Source organism: Microbulbifer aggregans, assembly GCF_001750105.1.
GTDB classification, from domain to species: domain Bacteria; phylum Pseudomonadota; class Gammaproteobacteria; order Pseudomonadales; family Cellvibrionaceae; genus Microbulbifer; species Microbulbifer aggregans.
Genome location: NZ_CP014143.1, coordinates 988,056 through 1,003,946 on the forward strand (window position 1 = coordinate 988,056; position 15,891 = coordinate 1,003,946).

General features: G+C 61.6%; 13 protein-coding genes. 5 read left to right on the plus strand and 8 right to left on the minus strand.

Features of this window, described 5'->3' with window-relative positions:
* Positions 1-23 precede the first annotated feature (23 nt).
* Positions 24-2,219, minus strand: coding sequence for a DNA helicase II (uvrD, locus tag AUP74_RS04275; protein WP_069946483.1), 2,196 nt, complete (start codon positions 2,217-2,219; stop codon positions 24-26).
* Positions 2,220-2,465: 246 nt separating this feature from the next.
* Between uvrD and hexR the strand changes: the two genes are divergently transcribed.
* Positions 2,466-3,317: a transcriptional regulator HexR gene (gene hexR / locus AUP74_RS04280; protein WP_083260813.1), complete on the plus strand. Its 852-nt coding sequence runs from the start codon at positions 2,466-2,468 to the stop codon at positions 3,315-3,317.
* Positions 3,318-3,412: 95 nt separating this feature from the next.
* Positions 3,413-4,681, plus strand: coding sequence for a multidrug effflux MFS transporter (locus AUP74_RS04285; protein WP_069946484.1), 1,269 nt, complete (start codon positions 3,413-3,415; stop codon positions 4,679-4,681).
* 10 nt (positions 4,682-4,691) lie between these two features.
* On the opposite strand, the gene gstA is transcribed toward AUP74_RS04285, so the two are convergent.
* The 4 genes from gstA to AUP74_RS04305 all read right to left on the minus strand — a co-directional run bounded on the left by gstA (position 4,692) and on the right by AUP74_RS04305 (position 7,833).
* Positions 4,692-5,294, minus strand: coding sequence for a glutathione transferase GstA (gene gstA, locus AUP74_RS04290; RefSeq protein WP_069946485.1), 603 nt, complete (start codon positions 5,292-5,294; stop codon positions 4,692-4,694).
* A 104-nt stretch (positions 5,295-5,398) separates the two neighbouring features.
* Positions 5,399-6,370, minus strand: coding sequence for a glutathione S-transferase family protein (locus AUP74_RS04295; RefSeq protein ID WP_069946486.1), 972 nt, complete (start codon positions 6,368-6,370; stop codon positions 5,399-5,401).
* Positions 6,371-6,438: 68 nt separating this feature from the next.
* Positions 6,439-6,837 carry a DoxX family protein gene (locus AUP74_RS04300; protein ID WP_069946487.1) on the minus strand — a complete coding sequence of 133 codons (399 nt, stop codon included), beginning with the start codon at positions 6,835-6,837 and terminating at the stop codon, positions 6,439-6,441.
* 108 nt (positions 6,838-6,945) lie between these two features.
* Positions 6,946-7,833 (minus strand): LysR family transcriptional regulator, encoded by an 888-nt coding sequence (locus tag AUP74_RS04305; RefSeq protein ID WP_069946488.1) that lies wholly within the window; start codon positions 7,831-7,833, stop codon positions 6,946-6,948.
* Positions 7,834-7,984: 151 nt separating this feature from the next.
* Here AUP74_RS04305 and AUP74_RS04310 point away from each other — a divergent pair, with 151 nt between their 5' ends.
* The 3 genes from AUP74_RS04310 (at position 7,985) to AUP74_RS04320 (ending at position 12,160) form a co-directional block, all read left to right on the plus strand.
* Positions 7,985-8,854 carry a pirin family protein gene (locus tag AUP74_RS04310; RefSeq protein WP_069946489.1) on the plus strand — a complete coding sequence of 290 codons (870 nt, stop codon included), beginning with the start codon at positions 7,985-7,987 and terminating at the stop codon, positions 8,852-8,854.
* A 111-nt stretch (positions 8,855-8,965) separates the two neighbouring features.
* The gene (locus AUP74_RS04315; RefSeq protein ID WP_069946490.1) at positions 8,966-10,261 is read left to right on the plus strand and encodes a cation:proton antiporter; all 1,296 of its coding nucleotides are present in this window, start codon (positions 8,966-8,968) and stop codon (positions 10,259-10,261) included.
* Positions 10,262-10,300: 39 nt separating this feature from the next.
* Positions 10,301-12,160: a monovalent cation:proton antiporter-2 (CPA2) family protein gene (locus AUP74_RS04320; protein WP_069946491.1), complete on the plus strand. Its 1,860-nt coding sequence runs from the start codon at positions 10,301-10,303 to the stop codon at positions 12,158-12,160.
* Positions 12,161-12,178: 18 nt separating this feature from the next.
* Here AUP74_RS04320 and AUP74_RS04325 read toward each other — a convergent pair whose 3' ends face one another.
* From AUP74_RS04325 to AUP74_RS04335, 3 genes are all read right to left on the minus strand, one after another.
* The gene (locus AUP74_RS04325) at positions 12,179-12,943 is read right to left on the minus strand and encodes a class II aldolase/adducin family protein (RefSeq protein WP_193427361.1); all 765 of its coding nucleotides are present in this window, start codon (positions 12,941-12,943) and stop codon (positions 12,179-12,181) included.
* Positions 12,944-13,186: 243 nt separating this feature from the next.
* Positions 13,187-15,016, minus strand: coding sequence for a glutamine--fructose-6-phosphate transaminase (isomerizing) (gene glmS, locus AUP74_RS04330; RefSeq protein WP_069946492.1), 1,830 nt, complete (start codon positions 15,014-15,016; stop codon positions 13,187-13,189).
* Between the two features lie 84 nt (positions 15,017-15,100).
* Entirely contained in the window at positions 15,101-15,871 is a 771-nt protein-coding gene (locus AUP74_RS04335; protein WP_069946493.1) for a DeoR/GlpR family DNA-binding transcription regulator, read from the minus strand.
* Between the last annotated feature and the right edge of the window lie 20 nt (positions 15,872-15,891).

Sequence of the window (15,891 nt, forward strand, 5' to 3'; positions counted from 1 at the left end):
ACCTAACCCTGTTAATTGGTCGGTTACAGTGGCTGTAACTTGGCCATCGCCACCACCAGCCACTTGCTGCCGGCATCGTCGAAGTTGACCTGCACCCGCGCGCGCGGGCCGCTGCCCTCGAACTGGACCACCGTGCCCTCACCAAACTTCGGGTGATCGACGCGACCGCCCAGCGCCAGTGGCGGCAGATCGTCGAAATCCGGCGCCGGGTCGGAGAGTCGCCCCGCCTTGCCGTAGTCCGCGTTGAACAGTGGCCGCGAAATCTCGGTCTTGAGACGCACCTCGTGTACCAGCTCCGGCGGAATCTCACCAATGAAACGCGACGGGCTGTTGTAAGTCTCGCTGCCGAACAGGCGGCGGTTCTCCGCGTAGGTGATATACAGCTTCATCATGGCGCGGGTGATGCCCACGTAACAGAGGCGGCGCTCTTCCTCCATGCGGCCAGGTTCCTGCGCCGACATCTTGTGCGGGAACAGGTTTTCCTCCACCCCGGCCAGGAACACCAGCGGGAATTCCAGCCCCTTGGCGGAGTGCAGGGTCATCAGCTGCACCGCGTCTTCGAATTCGTCCGCCTGCCCCTCACCGGCATCCAGGGCGGCGCTGTCGAGGAACTGGTTCAGCAGCGGTGGCTCTTCCTCGCCTTCCGGAATCTCGATTCCGTCGAAATCGCGACAGGCACTCACCAGTTCCTGCAGGTTTTCCACCCGGGTCTGGCCTTTCTCGCCCTTTTCCTTGCCGTGGAAGTCCATCAGGCCACTGGTTTCGATCACGTCCTCGGCAATGGCGCCCAGCAGCTTGTCCTCGGCATTGGCCGCCAGCTGGTTGACCAGGTCCAGGAAGCCCTGCAGGGCGTTGCCGGCCCGCGCAGCCAACACCCGCTGCTGCAGCATGCGCGTGGCCGCCTGCCACATGGAGCAGCCGTGCTCGCGAGCGAAATTGCGCACCGCATCCACGGTGCGCGCGCCGATGCCGCGGGTAGGCGTGTTCACCACCCGCTCGAAGGCGGTGTCGTCATCCCGGTTGGTGATCAGGCGCATGTAGGACAGCGCGTTCTTGATCTCCATGCGTTCGAAAAAGCGCTGGCCGCCGTAGATGCGATAGGGCACCTGCTCCCGCAGCAGCGCCTCTTCCAGCACCCGCGACTGGGCGTTGGAGCGGTAAAGGATCGCCACGCTGTCGCGGCGGTGGCCGTCGCGGACCCAGTCCTGGATCCGCTCGACGATAAAGCGCGCTTCGTCCTGTTCGTTGTAGGCGGCGTAGAGGGAGATAGGCTCGCCTTCTTCACCGCGGGTCCACAGCTCCTTGCCCAGGCGGCCGGCATTGTGCTCTATCACCGCATTGGCGGCCTTGAGGATGGTACTGGTGGAGCGGTAATTCTGCTCCAGGCGCACGGTCTGCACCTCGTGCATATCGCTCTCGAAGTGCTGGATATTCTCGATCTTGGCACCGCGCCAGCCGTAAATGGACTGGTCGTCGTCGCCGACCGCGGTGATACGGCACTGGTCACCGGCCAGTAGCCGCAGCCAGGCGTACTGGATGGTGTTGGTGTCCTGGAACTCGTCCACCAGGATGTAGGGGAAGCGGTTGCGATAGTGCGCCAGTACGGAATCGTTGTTCAGTAGCAGCTCATGGGCGCGCAACAGCAGCTCACCGAAATCCACCAAACCACCGCGCTGACAGGCCTCCTCGTAGGCAAAGTAAGTCCTCACCATGGTCTGCAACCAGGGATCGCCGCCAGCCTCGATATACTGGGGGCGCAGGCCCTCATCTTTCTGGGCGCCGATCCACCACTGGGTCTCCCGCGGCGGCCACTTCTTCTCGTCCAGCCCCAGGTCATTCTGCACCCGCTTGATCAGGCGCAGCTGATCGTCGCTATCGAGGATCTGGAAGTTCTGCGGCAGGTTGGCCTCTTTGTAGTGGGCCTTGAGCAGGCGGTGCGCAATACCGTGGAAGGTGCCCACCCACATGCCAAAGGTGTTTACCCCCAGCAGTTCCTCGATCCGCGCGCGCATCTCGCGGGCGGCCTTGTTGGTAAAGGTGACGGCAAGGATGGAGTAGGGCGAGGCGCCCTCCACCTGCATCAGCCAGGCGATGCGGTGCACCAGCACACGGGTCTTGCCGGAGCCGGCGCCGGCCAGTACCAGCTGGTTACCGGGAGGTGCAGCAACGGCCTCGCGCTGCGCGTCATTGAGGGGGTCTAGAATCTGAGATACGTCCATGGGCGGCGATTGTACCAGAGCTGGCGCAATGGACCTGTGTAAATAAACAGGTTTTGGCCCTCAAGGCTGGAAGCGAAGGCTGCGATACCGGTCTCCTTGCGGGACTGTCGGCCGGAGGGATGTATGCACGGCGTGTCCCGCAAGCAGTCCCGGTATCCGAGCCGACCTGAAGTGACCGCAATGCCTGCTCGCCACAACAGGGAGCAGCCGCTAAACTGCGCGGTCTGTAATAGAGAAGGAAGTCCCGTGAAACCGGCGGAAGTCACGCAGAAAATCAGTGATCAGCTGTCGTCCATGCGCAAATCCGAGCGCAAGGTGGCGGAGTATATCCTCGCCAACCCGGACGAAGTCATTCATATGCGGATCGTCGACCTGGCCACCGAGGCCCAGGTAAGCGAACCCACTGTGGTGCGTTTCTGCCGTGCGGTGGGTTGTTCCGGCTTCCAGGAATTCAAACTCAACCTGGCCCAGCAACTGGCCTCCAGCCCCAGCTTTGGCCAGATCGCGGTCACCGAAACCGACACCATTGCCGAGTACAAGCGCAAAGTGTTCGACTCCACCGTCGACACCCTGCTCAATGTGCGCGACACCATCGACAACCGCGCGCTGGAAGCGGCCGTGGCCGCCATCGCCTCCGCCAAACGGGTGGAGTTTTTCGGTTTCGGCGCCTCCGGTGCCGTCGCCAGCGACGCCCAGCACAAGTTCTTCCGCCTGCAGGTGGCCACTGCCGCCCACTCAGACCATCACATGCAGAACATGTCCGCCATGTCGATGGAGCCCGGGGATGTCGTCGTGGCCATCTCCCAGAGCGGGCGCACCAAGGCGCTGCTGCATTCCATGGAGATGGTCAAGCAGCAGGGTGGCACCGTGATCGGCCTCGCCCCGAGCCGTTCACCAGTGGCACAGCAGGCCACCATCCCGCTGGAAGTGGATGTAGAAGAGGATATCGAGATCTACACGCCGCTCTCTTCCCGCATCGCCCACCTGGTGGTGATCGACACCCTCGCGATCGGGGTCGCCCAGCGCAAGGGACCACAGCTGCAGGACCACTTGCTCAAACTGAAACAGGGCCTCTACACCCTGCGCCAGGAGAAGTAACCCCGCGACGCTGGTAACACCGGGTCGGGGCCAGTACCATGCCGCGCCCACTGCCGGGGGCAGACTGCAACCCCCCCCGCTTCACCGAGCCCGTTATGAGCACCGCATCACTCACCGATGACAAACTGCCGCCACGCTGGCTGGCCCTTTGGCTCGCCGCCCTGGTGGCTCTGACGCCATTTGCGATCGATACCTATCTGCCAGCGATTCCCGCGATCGCCGAGTCGCTGGGTAGCGAGGTGGCGCGGGTACAGCATTCTGTCTCCAGTTTCCTGCTCGGATTCGCGTTGGGGCAGTTGCTCGGCGGACCGCTATCGGATCGCTGGGGGCGCCGCACGGTGGGAACCATCGGCCTGATCATCTTTATTGCCAGCACCTTCCTGATCCTGTGGATAAAAACTGCCGACCAGCTGATCGCACTGCGCTTCACCCAGGCCGTGGGTGGGGGATTCGGTACCGTTATCTGCGCCGCCATCGTGCGGGATCTCTACAGCGGCCGCGACGCCGCGCGGATCATCTCTGTCATCAGCACCATGATGTTACTGGCACCGCTGGCGGCACCGGTGATCGGCTCCTTGCTGGTGGTCGCCGGCAGCTGGCAGTGGATCTTCCTGTTCCTGCTCGGTTACGCCCTGGCAATGCTGATCCTGGTGCGGACCCTGCTGCCGGAGACCGTGTCCTGGTTCACCCGCGCCCGCCGGCAGTCGGCTCCCAAGCGTCACCTGCTGCGCAACTACGGCCAGGTGCTGCGCAACCGCCGCGCACTGGGCTTTCTCGGCACCCAGGCCTGCGTGAGTGGTTCGATGTTCATCTACATCACCACAGCGCCGTTTGTGTTTATGGAGTATTTCGATGTGCCCGCCGGACGATTCCCGCTGTTTTTCGGCGCCTGCGTCCTGGGGCTGATCACCATGGTGCAGATCAATATCCGCCTGCTGAAATACTTCGAGCCGCGGCAGATACTGCTGGCGGGAGTAGGCTTGCAGTTACTGGGTTGCGGGCTGCTATTGACCGGGACCCTGGCCGGTGAGCCCACATTGCTGCGCTGGATGGTGCCACTGTTACTGGTGATGGCCTGTATCGGCCTCACGGCCCCAAATGCGGCAGCCTGTTACCTGGAGTTTTTCCCCAACATCAGCGGCAGCGCCAACGCCCTTTACGGGGCCTCACTGTTTATAACCGGCGGTATTCTGGGTGGGCTGGTCAACGGGCTGCATACCGGCACCCTGGTGCCCATCGCCGCCGCCATGTGTGCCTGTGCGCTAACCGCCCTGACGCTGGTGTTGCTGGTGGCACGGGCCCGTGAGCCGATCACAATCGGTGGGGCCGACAAGCAAGTACCCACCCGGCTTCCCACCCGCTGAGATTACAGGCCTACGACAGTCCCTCGCTGTGCAGGGCCTCCTGGACGCCGGGGCGCGCCTTCATGCGTTTCTGAAAGGCCTGCAGTCGCGCCAGGTCGCTATAGTCCATACCCAACCGATCCATCCAGTTGGTCACGGTAAACAGATACGCATCGGCAACGGTGAACCGGTCGCCGAGGAGATAATCGCCAGCGAGCTGGCTGTCGACGTATGCAAAGCGCTCGCTCAGCTTCTCCTTCGCCGCCGCCTTTTCTTCCTCGGATCCATTCCAGAACAGCGGGACAAAGGTTTTGTGCAGTTCCGTGGAGATGTAGTTGAGCCACTCCTGTACCCGGTAGCGGTCCAGGCTGCCAACCTCCGGTAACAAGCCCGCATCAGGTTTCTGCTCGGCGAGGAACTGCACGATGGCAGGCCCCTCCGTGAGCCGCTCGCCGCCCTCCAGTTGCAGCACCGGTACATAACCCTTGGGATTGATTTCCCCGAAATCGCCACCGCTATCCACCAGGCGGTGGTTCTTCAGATCCACCTGAACGAGTTCGACCGGTATGCCCACCTCGCAGGCGACGATATGGGGGGAGAGGGAACAAGCACCGGGGGAATAAAAGAGTTTCATATCAGGCCTTCTCAGAAATCGGTCACTATTGCGTGAAGGTAAATTGACGCGCCCAGTACAGTGATGGCGGCGACTTCAGGGATGAGCCGCCGCCAGACTGCACGTCAATTCCGATGGTGGGGTGCGGAGTAATCCAGCTCCGGGCCCTTCGGCACCACGCCAGTGGGATTGATGGTGTCGTGGCTGGCGTAGTAGTGCGTCTTGATATGGTGGAAATCCACCGTCTCCGCCACACCGGGCCACTGGTAGAGCTCGCGCACATAGCCCCAGAGGTTGGGGTAATCCGCCAGGCGCTGCTTGTTGCACTTGAAATGGCCGTGGTAGACGGGGTCGAACCGCACCAGGGTAGTGAACAGGCGCCAGTCGGCCTCGGTTATGCGGTCACCACAGAGGTAACGGTTATCCGACAGGCGTCGCTCCAGCTGCTCCAGGGTGGCAAATAGCCGCTCGTAGGCGTGCTCATAGGCATCCTGCTGCGTCGCGAAACCCGCTCGATAGACACCGTTATTCACATTTTCGTAGACGATATCGTTCGTTGCATCGATATCGCCACGCAGATCGTCAGGGTAATAATCCTCGCTGTTGCCCGTGAGGCCATCAAACGCACTGTTGAACATGCGGATGATTTCTGACGATTCATTGCTCACCACGCAGCCGCGCTGTTTGTCCCACAACAGTGGCACCGTCACCCGACCGGTGTAGTCGGCCTTGTTGCGGGTGTAGACCTGATACAGGTAGTCACTCTGGAACAGGGCATCGCCGCTACTGCCCTCATCCTTGTTGAAGGTCCAGCCGTGCTCGTGCATGTAAGGACTCACTACCGACACACTGATCAGCTCGTCAAGGCCTTTCAGTTTGCGGAATATCAGCGTGCGGTGGGCCCAGGGACAGGCGAGGGATACATAAAGGTGGTAGCGATCCGCCTCCGCAGCGAAGCCACCCTCGCCGGAGGGGCCGGGGCTGCCATCGGCGGTGATCCAGTTACGCAGCTGCGCATCCTCGCGGACGAACTCGCCGCCACTTTTTTCCGTGTCGTACCAGCGGTCCTGCCACTTGCCTTTCACCAACAGGCCCATAACCCCTCCTCAATGGTTCAATAATTGTTCAACGTGTCGTTGCCGTGGCGCTTTCGCCGTCTCGGCAGTTATTTATTGCGTCGCAGCCAGTGATCGACGCTCAAATTTCCACCACCGGCGCAGGCCAGAATGAAGAAACCGCCGGCAATGGTGATGTTTTTCATGAAGCTGATCATCTGAGCCTGGTCCCCCGGGACATAGTGGAACAGCCAGGCGCTGGCGAGACAGAAGATCGCAAGGCCGAGCGCAGCCCAGCGGGTAAGGAAACCGAAGAGAATTGCCAGGCCACCGCCCAGCTCCGCAATGATGACCAGAGGTAGAAGGGCGCCGGGCACACCAGCTGACTCCATATAGGCTTGGGTGCCGGCATAACCGGCGATCTTGCTCCAGCCTGCACTGATGAATATCAGGGACATCAGCACGCGGCCGAGTAGTTTTCCGAAATCGCAGAGAGCTCCGCTGTTCATGGGCTATTCCTCACTGTGGATGCCAATCGAAAGTTGTCCACAGTGTAGTTCCAAGAACTGCGGTGAAAACCGCAAATTTTCGTGCCTTACATTCGATTTATTGAAACATCATTCCGGCATATACAGCCCGGAGCGCAGCACATCGATCAGGAAATGGGCGGCGGGACCCGTCTTGTCACTGTCCGAGTAGACCAGGTAGACGGTGACATTGCGCTCCCATGCCTCCTCCGTCGGCAGCGGCAGCAAGCGGTCGGCAGACAGGGATTCACGGATGCGGGTCTCCGGCAGCCAGGCAAACCCCAGGCCACGCTCGATCAGCTCGATGGAAGTCTGCACATTGGTGACGGTAATGCGCTGGTCGGAACCGAGCCAGCCAGAGTCCTGCCGGTTGCGGCTGGCGGAATCCCGCAACACGATCTGGCGGCTGGCCTTCAGATCCTTGCGCGCCACCGGCCGTCCCAGCCGGTGCAGCGGGTGATCCGGATGAGCGACCGGCAGGAAACGCACCACAGAAACCGGTTCGCCGACAAAGCCCTGCGGCACCCGCGCGGAGAGAATGAAATCCGCGTCCTGCTGCAGCAGCAACTCCTCCGCTCCGGACAGCACCGTCTCGCGCACCTCGAGCCGCGTCAGTGGAAACTCCTCGGCAAAGCGCTCGATGGCATTGAACAGGCAGTCGTAGTCGAAAATCACATCCACCGCGATGGTCAGAGCCGCCTCGCGACCGACCGCCAGGCTCGAGGCCACCGCTTCCAGCGCCTCGGCCTCGTTGAGCAGCCCCCCGGCCCGCGACAGCAGAATGCGGCCCGCATCCGTGAGTTCCGCCTTGCGCCCGCGCACTTCCAACAGGGGCACACCGAGGCTCTCCTGCAGTTTGTGCACAGCGTGGTTAATGGATGACTGGCTCTTGTGTACCGCCTGCGCGGCCTGGGAAAAGCCGCCGTGTTCGACGACGGACTGGAACATGCGCCATTGCTCGAGGGTGACCTTGGGCATTTGAGCTCCCTGCTCTGTGGTTGCCCGGAGGCAGTGATCCCCCCGGGCCTATTTATTCTCCGATGCAGTCGAACATATAGGGCGATTTTTTGCCATTTTCAATCGAATCCATCGTTTTATACTCAGAAAAATTCCATCGGGGAGGTGCGACATGAACAAACTCACGCTGCAACCGGGCGCTCGCCCACTGGTGCGGACTGTAGCCAGCCAGGCATCCGCTGACGGCGCCGGGGTAAAGATCCAGCGCGTGGCTGGTTTCCAGAGTCCGGATTTCAGCCCGTTCCTTATGCTGGATGAAATCCGCTCGGATAATGCTGATGACTATATCGCCGGCTTTCCACCGCATCCGCACCGGGGGATCGAGACGTTGACCTATATGCTGAACGGCGAGTTTGAGCATCAGGACCATCTCGGTAATCGCGGCGCCGTTTCCACCGGCGGCGCCCAGTGGATGCGCGCTGGCCGCGGCATTATCCACTCGGAGATGCCGGCACAGGGAGAGGGCGGCATGCACGGCTTCCAGCTATGGATCAACATGGCCGCCGCCAACAAGATGGACGCACCCACATGGCGCGATATCCAGGGTGGCGATATTCCTGAAGTGCCGCTGGACAGCAGGGGTTCTGTGGCGCGGCTGATCGCTGGCCACTGGCAGATTCAAGGTGAGGCAAAAACTGCGCCGCTGACGGAAACCGCAGCCGAGGCCGCAGTGGCCGACCTGCGCCTGCAGCCGGATACGGAATTCACGCTGCCAATGCCGGCCGAGCACGCGGTGCTGGTGTTCATCTACCGCGGCGGACTCATGTCCGAGCGCGGGCCCATCGGGCGCGGCAATATGCTGTTGTACGGTCGCGGGGAGTCGCTACAATTGCGCGCCGACGGCGAGGGCGCCGGACTCTTGTGCCTCCACGGACGACCCCTCAACGAACCGGTCGTGCATTACGGGCCTTTCGTAATGAACAGCCGTGAGGAGATCGAGCAGACACTGCGCGACTACAATAACGGCACCCTCGCCACCTGACTGGCCGCAACTTTCCTGCGGCAAATCCCCCGGCGCTTGATAGCGCCGGCAACCTGCCGCGACCGCGCCCGGTGGCCGCAGTATTTATCCTGCAATGGAGTCGTGCGCGACATGGAAGCCTATTACACCTTTTGTTTTCTCGCGGCGATTTCGGTCTTCCTGGGCTTCCTCAACCAGTATGTGCTGCGCGCGCAAACCACGATCGCCATCACTGCCGGTGCACTGGCGCTGTCGCTGCTGGTCATCGGCCTGGGCAAGCTCGGTATCCTGGAGCTGCGCGACTGGGCTGATCAGCTATTGCCGCTGCTCAATCTCGAAGACCTGTTACTCAAAGGTATGCTCGGCTTTCTGCTATTTGCCGGCAGCCTCCATATCGACCTGCTGATGCTGCGCAACCAGCGGCTGGAAATCGGTCTGCTGGCGGTAGTTGGGACGCTGATTTCCACCTTCGTGGTGGGCGCTCTTTTGTACTGGCTCCTGAATTTCCTGGGCCTGCCGGTGGCCTTCGTTTACTGCCTGTTATTTGGCGCGCTGATTTCCCCCACCGACCCCATTGCCGTACTGGCGATTCTCAAAAGCCTCAAAGCACCCGAGCAGGTGGCTATTCAGGTCGAAGGCGAGTCGCTGTTCAATGACGGTTTCGGGCTGGTGGTTTTTACCGTTATCTATGCGCTGTGCTTTGAGGGTGCCGATCCCTCGGTGCCGGCGGTCACGGAGTTATTTGCCATTGAGGCCATCGGTGGCGTGGTGCTGGGCCTACTGATCGGCGCACTGTTTCACTTTCTCATCTGCGCCACCGACGATCACAGCCTGGAACTGCTGCTGACCCTGGTGATCCCCACCGCCGGTTTCGCTCTGGCCAATATTCTCGGCGTTTCCGGGGCGCTGGCAATGGTGGTGAGCGGCATCATTATCGGCAACTTTACCCGCGAACAGGGTTTCTCCCGGGTGAGCCAACACGAACTGGATCATTTCTGGAGCATCACCGAAGACTTTCTCAACGGGCTGCTTTTCATGCTGGTGGGGCTGTTCCTGATCACCATTGATTTTGGCTCAATCGATTACATCCTGATGGCCGCGGCCATCGTGATTGTGCTGCTGGGGCGGGTGACGGCGGTGAACATACCGTTCTTCTTCCTCAAGCGCCGGCGCCGCTACCACCCCTACAGCGAACGCATCCTGATCTGGGGCGGACTTCGTGGAGGCCTGGCACTGGCTCTGGCTATGTCCATTCCCGCCGGCCATATCGCGATCGGCGACCAGGACCTGCGTCACCTGTGGGTGGTGATGACTTACGGCGTGGTAGTCTTTTCCATTGTCGTGCAGGGGTCGACCATTGGCCCGCTGATCAGACGCAGCCGCGCCGTGGCGGAGCCAGAGACCACCTCTGCAGAACCGGTGGGCTAAGGCCCGAACAGATACCGATTACAACCCGAATATAGTCGTATGGAACACAGCAGCTTTATCTTCCAGGCCGTCATCTACCTGGCCGCCGCCGTTATTGCCGTACCCCTGGCCACCCGGCTGGGCCTCGGCTCCGTGCTGGGTTACCTGATCGCCGGGGTCGCCATCGGTCCGCACGCGCTCGGCCTTGTCGGCGATGCCTCCGAAGAAATGCACGTGGCGGAATTCGGAGTGGCGCTGATGCTGTTCCTGATCGGCCTTGAGCTGCAGCCGCGCAAGTTGTGGCGTATGCGCGGTGCCATTTTTGGCACCGGCAGTGCGCAACTGCTGCTAACGGCAGCCGCAATTGCCGCCGTGGCACTGCTGATCTATGAAAAGAGCTGGCGTCCGGCCGTGGCCATCGGACTGATCCTGGCGCTGTCTTCCACCGCCATCGTCCTGCAGTCGCTGACCGAAAAGGGCTTACTGCGCACCGAGGGCGGTCGTGGCGCATTTTCCGTGCTGCTGTTTCAGGATATCGCCGTCATCCCCATCCTGGCACTGTTGCCACTGCTGGCCGGCAATCTGCCGGAAGTGGACGCCGGCGGCCTGAGTGGCTGGCGCTATGCGCTGGCAGTGATCGGCACCATGATCGCGTTCGTGCTGGCGGGACGCTATCTGCTCGGCCCGCTGTTGCGCCTGGTGGCCGGCAGCCAGCTGCGCGAGATGTTCACGGTGACTTCACTCCTGATCGTGGTCGGTGCGGCGGCAGTGATGATCTGGCTGGATTTATCGCCAGCCCTCGGCACATTTATGGCAGGCGTGATCCTGGCCGAAAGTGAATTTCGCCACGAGCTCGAGGCGGATATCCAGCCCTTCAAGGGCCTGCTACTGGGGCTCTTTTTCATCGCCGTAGGCGCCAGCGTCAACTTCAACCTGATCGCCCAGTACCCGCTGCTGTTGTTGGCCCTGGTAGTACTGCTGGTGGTGGTGAAATTCGCGGTGCTGTTCACACTGGCCAGGATCACCGGTATGTCGAAGGGGGAAGACTGGCTGTTTGCCTTGTCTCTGGCCCAGGCGGGTGAGTTTGGCTTCGTGCTGGTGTCCTTCGCCGCCCAGCGGCAAGTGCTGGAAGCGACCACCGCCAACTTGCTGGTGGTGGTAATTGCGCTGTCCATGGCGCTGACACCGATCCTGCTGCTGATTTACGAGCAGTTTGTGCAACCCCGTTATCTGCGCGGCACCAGCGTTGACCGCGAGAAAGAGGAAGCGCACCCGGAGGATCACGGTTCGCCGGTAATCATTATCGGCTACGGCCGCTTCGGGCAGATCGCCGGGCGCCTGCTGAATGCCTGTGGTTTCGAGACGACGCTGCTGGAGCGCAATGCGGAACAACTGGACCTGGTCCGGCGCTATGGCATCAAGGCTTACTATGGCGATGCCTCACGAGAGGAGCTGCTGCAGGCGGCGGGAGCCAAAAACGCGAGACTGGTGATCCTTACCCTGAGTGACCAGGCCGCTTCGCTGGAGATCGTCGCGCAGATCCGCAAGCATTTCCCGCACCTGATCATTCTCGCTCGGGCCCGCAACCGCATGCATCAGTACGCGTTGATGGAGGCGGGGGTGAAATACATCTTCCGCGAGACGGTGGACTCCGCCCTCTCCATCGGCGAGAAGGCGTTGCAGTTACTGGGCCTGTCCCCGCTGCAGGCCCGCCGCGCCACAAGGAAGTTCAAGCAGCACGACCAGCGCATGCTGGAATCCCTGTTCCCTTACTGGCGGGATGAGTCCCAGCATATCGCCCAGACCAAGATTTACCGCGAACAGCTGCTGCAGGCCCTGAAGGAGGATCGCCGGGACAAGGACCTGCACCTGGACCACCACTGGGATCAGGAGGAGGCCAAGAGCAAGCCGGGTCTGTGAATGGAAGCGTTCCGACGCTCAGTCGAACATATCCGGCTGTTCGGCGCAGATGGTGTCGTATAGCGGCTGAAAACTGAACATACCCGCCAGCTCGGTACCCACCACCGCGCGGGTACGGATCGCCACCTCCGGCTCGATCAGTTTTGGCGTGCCGGCGGCCTCGGCCAGTAGCTGTGCCTGGCAGCTGCGCTCCATGGTGATATACCACCAGGCGGCCTCGTCCACGCTCTTGCCCACGGTCAGCAGGCCGTGGTTCTGCAGGATCAGTGCTTTCTTCTGCCCCAGCGCCTGCACCAGTGCCTCACCTTCGCCCATTTCCAGCACCACGCCAGAAAAGGTCTCCAGCAATGCATGATCGTCGTAGAAAGCACAGGCATCCTGAGTGATAGGGTCGAGCAACCTGCCAAGGGAGGACCAGGCCTTGCCGTAGAGTGAGTGGGCATGAGCAGCAGCCACCACGTCCGGACGCATTCTGTGGATATGGGAGTGGATGGTGAAGGCCGCACCGTTCAGGAAACCATCCCCCTCGACCACCTCACCGGCGTGATTCACCAGCAACAGCTGCGACTGACGTAACTGCTTGAAGGAGACGCCCATGGGGTTCACCCAAAAATGATCTTCCTCCACTGGGTCGCGCACAGTGATATGCCCGGCCACCCCCTCATCGAAGCCGAATTTGCCGAACAGGCGGAAGGCAGCGGTAAGTTTCCGTTTGCGCTCTTCGCGCACTTCCTCCGGGGGCAGGGAGGGCTCCCCCAAAAGCATGTTCACATCGCCGTTCATCACCGGCGCATTGGGTTCGGAAGAAACCGCTGGCTTTTGATCGGTTTTCACGTCTGCAGTGGTCATACCCCGGCCTCTTTTCATAATTTGCCGAGCGCTGGTTATAGCACGGCGATTTCAGCGACGGCGAGGGGGAGTTTCTTGGTTGGCGCAAAATGAATCGCGAGCGGCAGCGAGAGGGCTTGGATCCACAGGGAAGGGAGAGGGATTGCCCGGCAGTGTTTCACTGCCGGGCGGTGCCGGTTACTCGACGGTGACGGACTTGGCCAGGTTGCGCGGCTGGTCCACGTCGGTGCCCTTGAGCAGGGCCACGTGGTAAGACAGCAACTGCAGCGGCACGGTGTACAGAATCGGGTGCAGGCTCTCCGGGGCATCCGGCACTTCCACCACGGTGATGCCCGGTTCGCTGGTGAAGCCGGCCTTGGGGCTGGCGAAAACGAACAGCTCACCGCCGCGGGCACGTACTTCCTGCAGGTTGGACTTGAGCTTCTCCAGCAGTTCGTCATTCGGGGCCACCACGACCACCGGCATATCCGCATCCACCAGCGCCAGGGGGCCGTGCTTCAGCTCGCCGGCGGGATAGGCCTCGGCGTGGATATAGGAAATCTCTTTCAGCTTCAACGCACCTTCCAGGGCAATCGGGTATTCGACGCCCCGACCCAGAAACAGAGCGTGGTGCTTCTCGGCGAAGGCCTCACTAGTGTCCTGCACGGTCTTGTCCAGCCCGGTGAATGCCTCCATCAGTTCCGGTAACTGGTGCAGGGAACGCACCAGCTCAGCCTCGCGATCTTTGGGCAGGCCGTTGACCTTGGCCAGAGCGATGCAGAACAGCTGCAGCGCCACCAGCTGGGTGGTGAAGGCCTTGGTGGAGGCGACACCAATCTCCGGACCAGCCTCGGTCATCAGAGAAAGTTCGGACTCCCGCACCAGCGAGCTGTTCGGTACGTTACAGATGGTCATCGAGGCCAGGTAACCCAGTTCCTTGGCCTGCCGCAGTGCTGCCAGGGTGTCAGCGGTCTCGCCGGACTGGGAGATAGTGACAAACAGGGTGCCGGGGCGAACCGCCGTTTTGCGGTAGCGAATCTCACTGGCCACTTCCACCGAGCAGGGGATTCCAGCCCAATCCTCCAGCCAGTAGCGGGCAACCAGACCGGCATGGTAGCTGGTGCCACAGGCGACAATCTGCACCTGTTTCACTTCCGGCAGGATCTCGTTGGCCCGCGCACCCAGGGCTTCCGGCAGCACCGTCTCGTTGCCGATACGCCCGGCCATGGTGGCAGCCACCACGGCTGGCTGCTCGAAGATTTCCTTCTGCATGTAGTGACGATAACGTCCCTTGTCGGCGGCATCGTGGCCACCATCCAGCTTGTGCACCGGGCGGCTCACTTCCTCGCCATTCCTGTCGCGCACGGCAATGCCCGCCGCAGTGACTTCCGCCACATCACCTTCTTCCAGGAAAATAAAGCGGTCCGTCACCTGGCGCAGGGCCATGGGGTCAGAGGCAATGAAGTTTTCCTCGATGCCCACCCCGATCACCAGTGGACTGCCGGAGCGGGCACAGACCAGGTTGTTCGGCTCCCGCGCACTGATCACGCCCAGCGCATAGGCGCCGTCGAGGCGCTCTGTGGCCGCCGTGACCGCGGACAAAAGATCGTGCCCTTCATCCGCAAGCGAGTGAATCAGGTGCACCACAACTTCCGTATCGGTGTCCGAGATGAACTGATAACCGCGGGCTTTCAGCTCCTCGCGCAGGCTCTGGTGGTTTTCGATGATGCCGTTGTGCACCAGGGCAAAATCGCCGGAGACATGCGGGTGGGAATTTCTGTCAGAGGGCGCACCGTGGGTGGCCCAGCGCGTGTGGGCGATACCCAGGCGGCCGGATGCCGGGCTGGCGGCGAGGCGTGCTTCCAGATCAGCAACTTTGCCTTCACTCTTACGCAACTGCAGCTGCCCGTCGCTGTCCAGCAGGCAGACACCGGCGGAGTCGTAACCGCGGTACTCCAGGCGGCGCAACCCCTCCAGCAGGATTTCATTCACATTGCGCTGGGCCAGCGCTCCGACGATTCCACACATATTAACAAACCTCTTCTCAGTCGGGCGGTACGGCTGCCCACCCTTTGGAAATAGAATTGCGGCTCTTGTCAGCCGCCTGATTCGCTAGGCGTAAGCGCTTACTTCGGCGCAGATCAGATTCACGCCGAGGGCCTCGATGGCGGTCGCGGTGGCATCTTCCAGCCCCGCGTCGGTCACCAGCGTGGAGACACTCTCCCAGGGCAGCTCCAGATTCGGGATGCGTCGACCCACTTTGCTGGACTCCGCCAGCACCACCACTTCGCGCGCCACTTCCGCCATGACGCGGGACAGGCCTATCTGCTCATTGAAGGTGCAGGTGCCACGCTCGAGGTCGATACCATCGGCACCGATAAAGGCGCGGTCGAAGTCATAGCCGCGCAAAACCTGCTCAGCCACCAGCCCCTGGAAGGCCTCGAAATGGGGATCCCAGGTGCCGCCGGTCATCAACAGAGTCGGCTCGTTCTCCAGTTCCCGCAGGGCATTCGCCACGTGCAGGGAGTTGGTCATTACCACCAGTCCACGCTTGTGGTTCAGCTCCGGAATCATGGCGGCGGTCGTGCGGCCATAGTCGATCACGATGCGGTGGTGGTCCGGGATCAGCGCGGCAGCGGCGCGACCGATGGCGCGCTTGACCTCGGACGGGGCCTCCTCGACCACCAGCTCCCGCGGCACGGGTATGGCACCGCCATGGCGGCGCAACAGCAGGCCGTGATTTTCCATCGCCGTCAGGTCCTTGCGGATCGTAACCTCTGAGGTTTCGAATCGCCGGGCCAGCTCCTCGACAGTGGCTTCGCCATTTTCGGTGACCACAGCGAGAATCTGGTGGCGGCGCTGCTGGGTATTGCGTTTCGACATACTTTTGCAAAGTTTCGTTT

What these genes read in the sequence shown, in the direction of transcription:
- uvrD (WP_069946483.1), bottom strand. Translation starts at nt 2,219, where the DNA reads ATGGACGTATCTCAGATTCTAGACCCCCTCAATGACGCGCAGCGCGAG.
- AUP74_RS04285 (WP_069946484.1), top strand. Translation starts at nt 3,413, where the DNA reads ATGAGCACCGCATCACTCACCGATGACAAACTGCCGCCACGCTGGCTG.
- gstA (WP_069946485.1), bottom strand. Translation starts at nt 5,294, where the DNA reads ATGAAACTCTTTTATTCCCCCGGTGCTTGTTCCCTCTCCCCCCATATC.
- AUP74_RS04295 (WP_069946486.1), bottom strand. Translation starts at nt 6,370, where the DNA reads ATGGGCCTGTTGGTGAAAGGCAAGTGGCAGGACCGCTGGTACGACACG.
- AUP74_RS04300 (WP_069946487.1), bottom strand. Translation starts at nt 6,837, where the DNA reads ATGAACAGCGGAGCTCTCTGCGATTTCGGAAAACTACTCGGCCGCGTG.
- AUP74_RS04305 (WP_069946488.1), bottom strand. Translation starts at nt 7,833, where the DNA reads ATGCCCAAGGTCACCCTCGAGCAATGGCGCATGTTCCAGTCCGTCGTC.
- AUP74_RS04310 (WP_069946489.1), top strand. Translation starts at nt 7,985, where the DNA reads ATGAACAAACTCACGCTGCAACCGGGCGCTCGCCCACTGGTGCGGACT.
- AUP74_RS04315 (WP_069946490.1), top strand. Translation starts at nt 8,966, where the DNA reads ATGGAAGCCTATTACACCTTTTGTTTTCTCGCGGCGATTTCGGTCTTC.
- AUP74_RS04320 (WP_069946491.1), top strand. Translation starts at nt 10,301, where the DNA reads ATGGAACACAGCAGCTTTATCTTCCAGGCCGTCATCTACCTGGCCGCC.
- AUP74_RS04325 (WP_193427361.1), bottom strand. Translation starts at nt 12,943, where the DNA reads ATGAACGGCGATGTGAACATGCTTTTGGGGGAGCCCTCCCTGCCCCCG.
- glmS (WP_069946492.1), bottom strand. Translation starts at nt 15,016, where the DNA reads ATGTGTGGAATCGTCGGAGCGCTGGCCCAGCGCAATGTGAATGAAATC.
- AUP74_RS04335 (WP_069946493.1), bottom strand. Translation starts at nt 15,871, where the DNA reads ATGTCGAAACGCAATACCCAGCAGCGCCGCCACCAGATTCTCGCTGTG.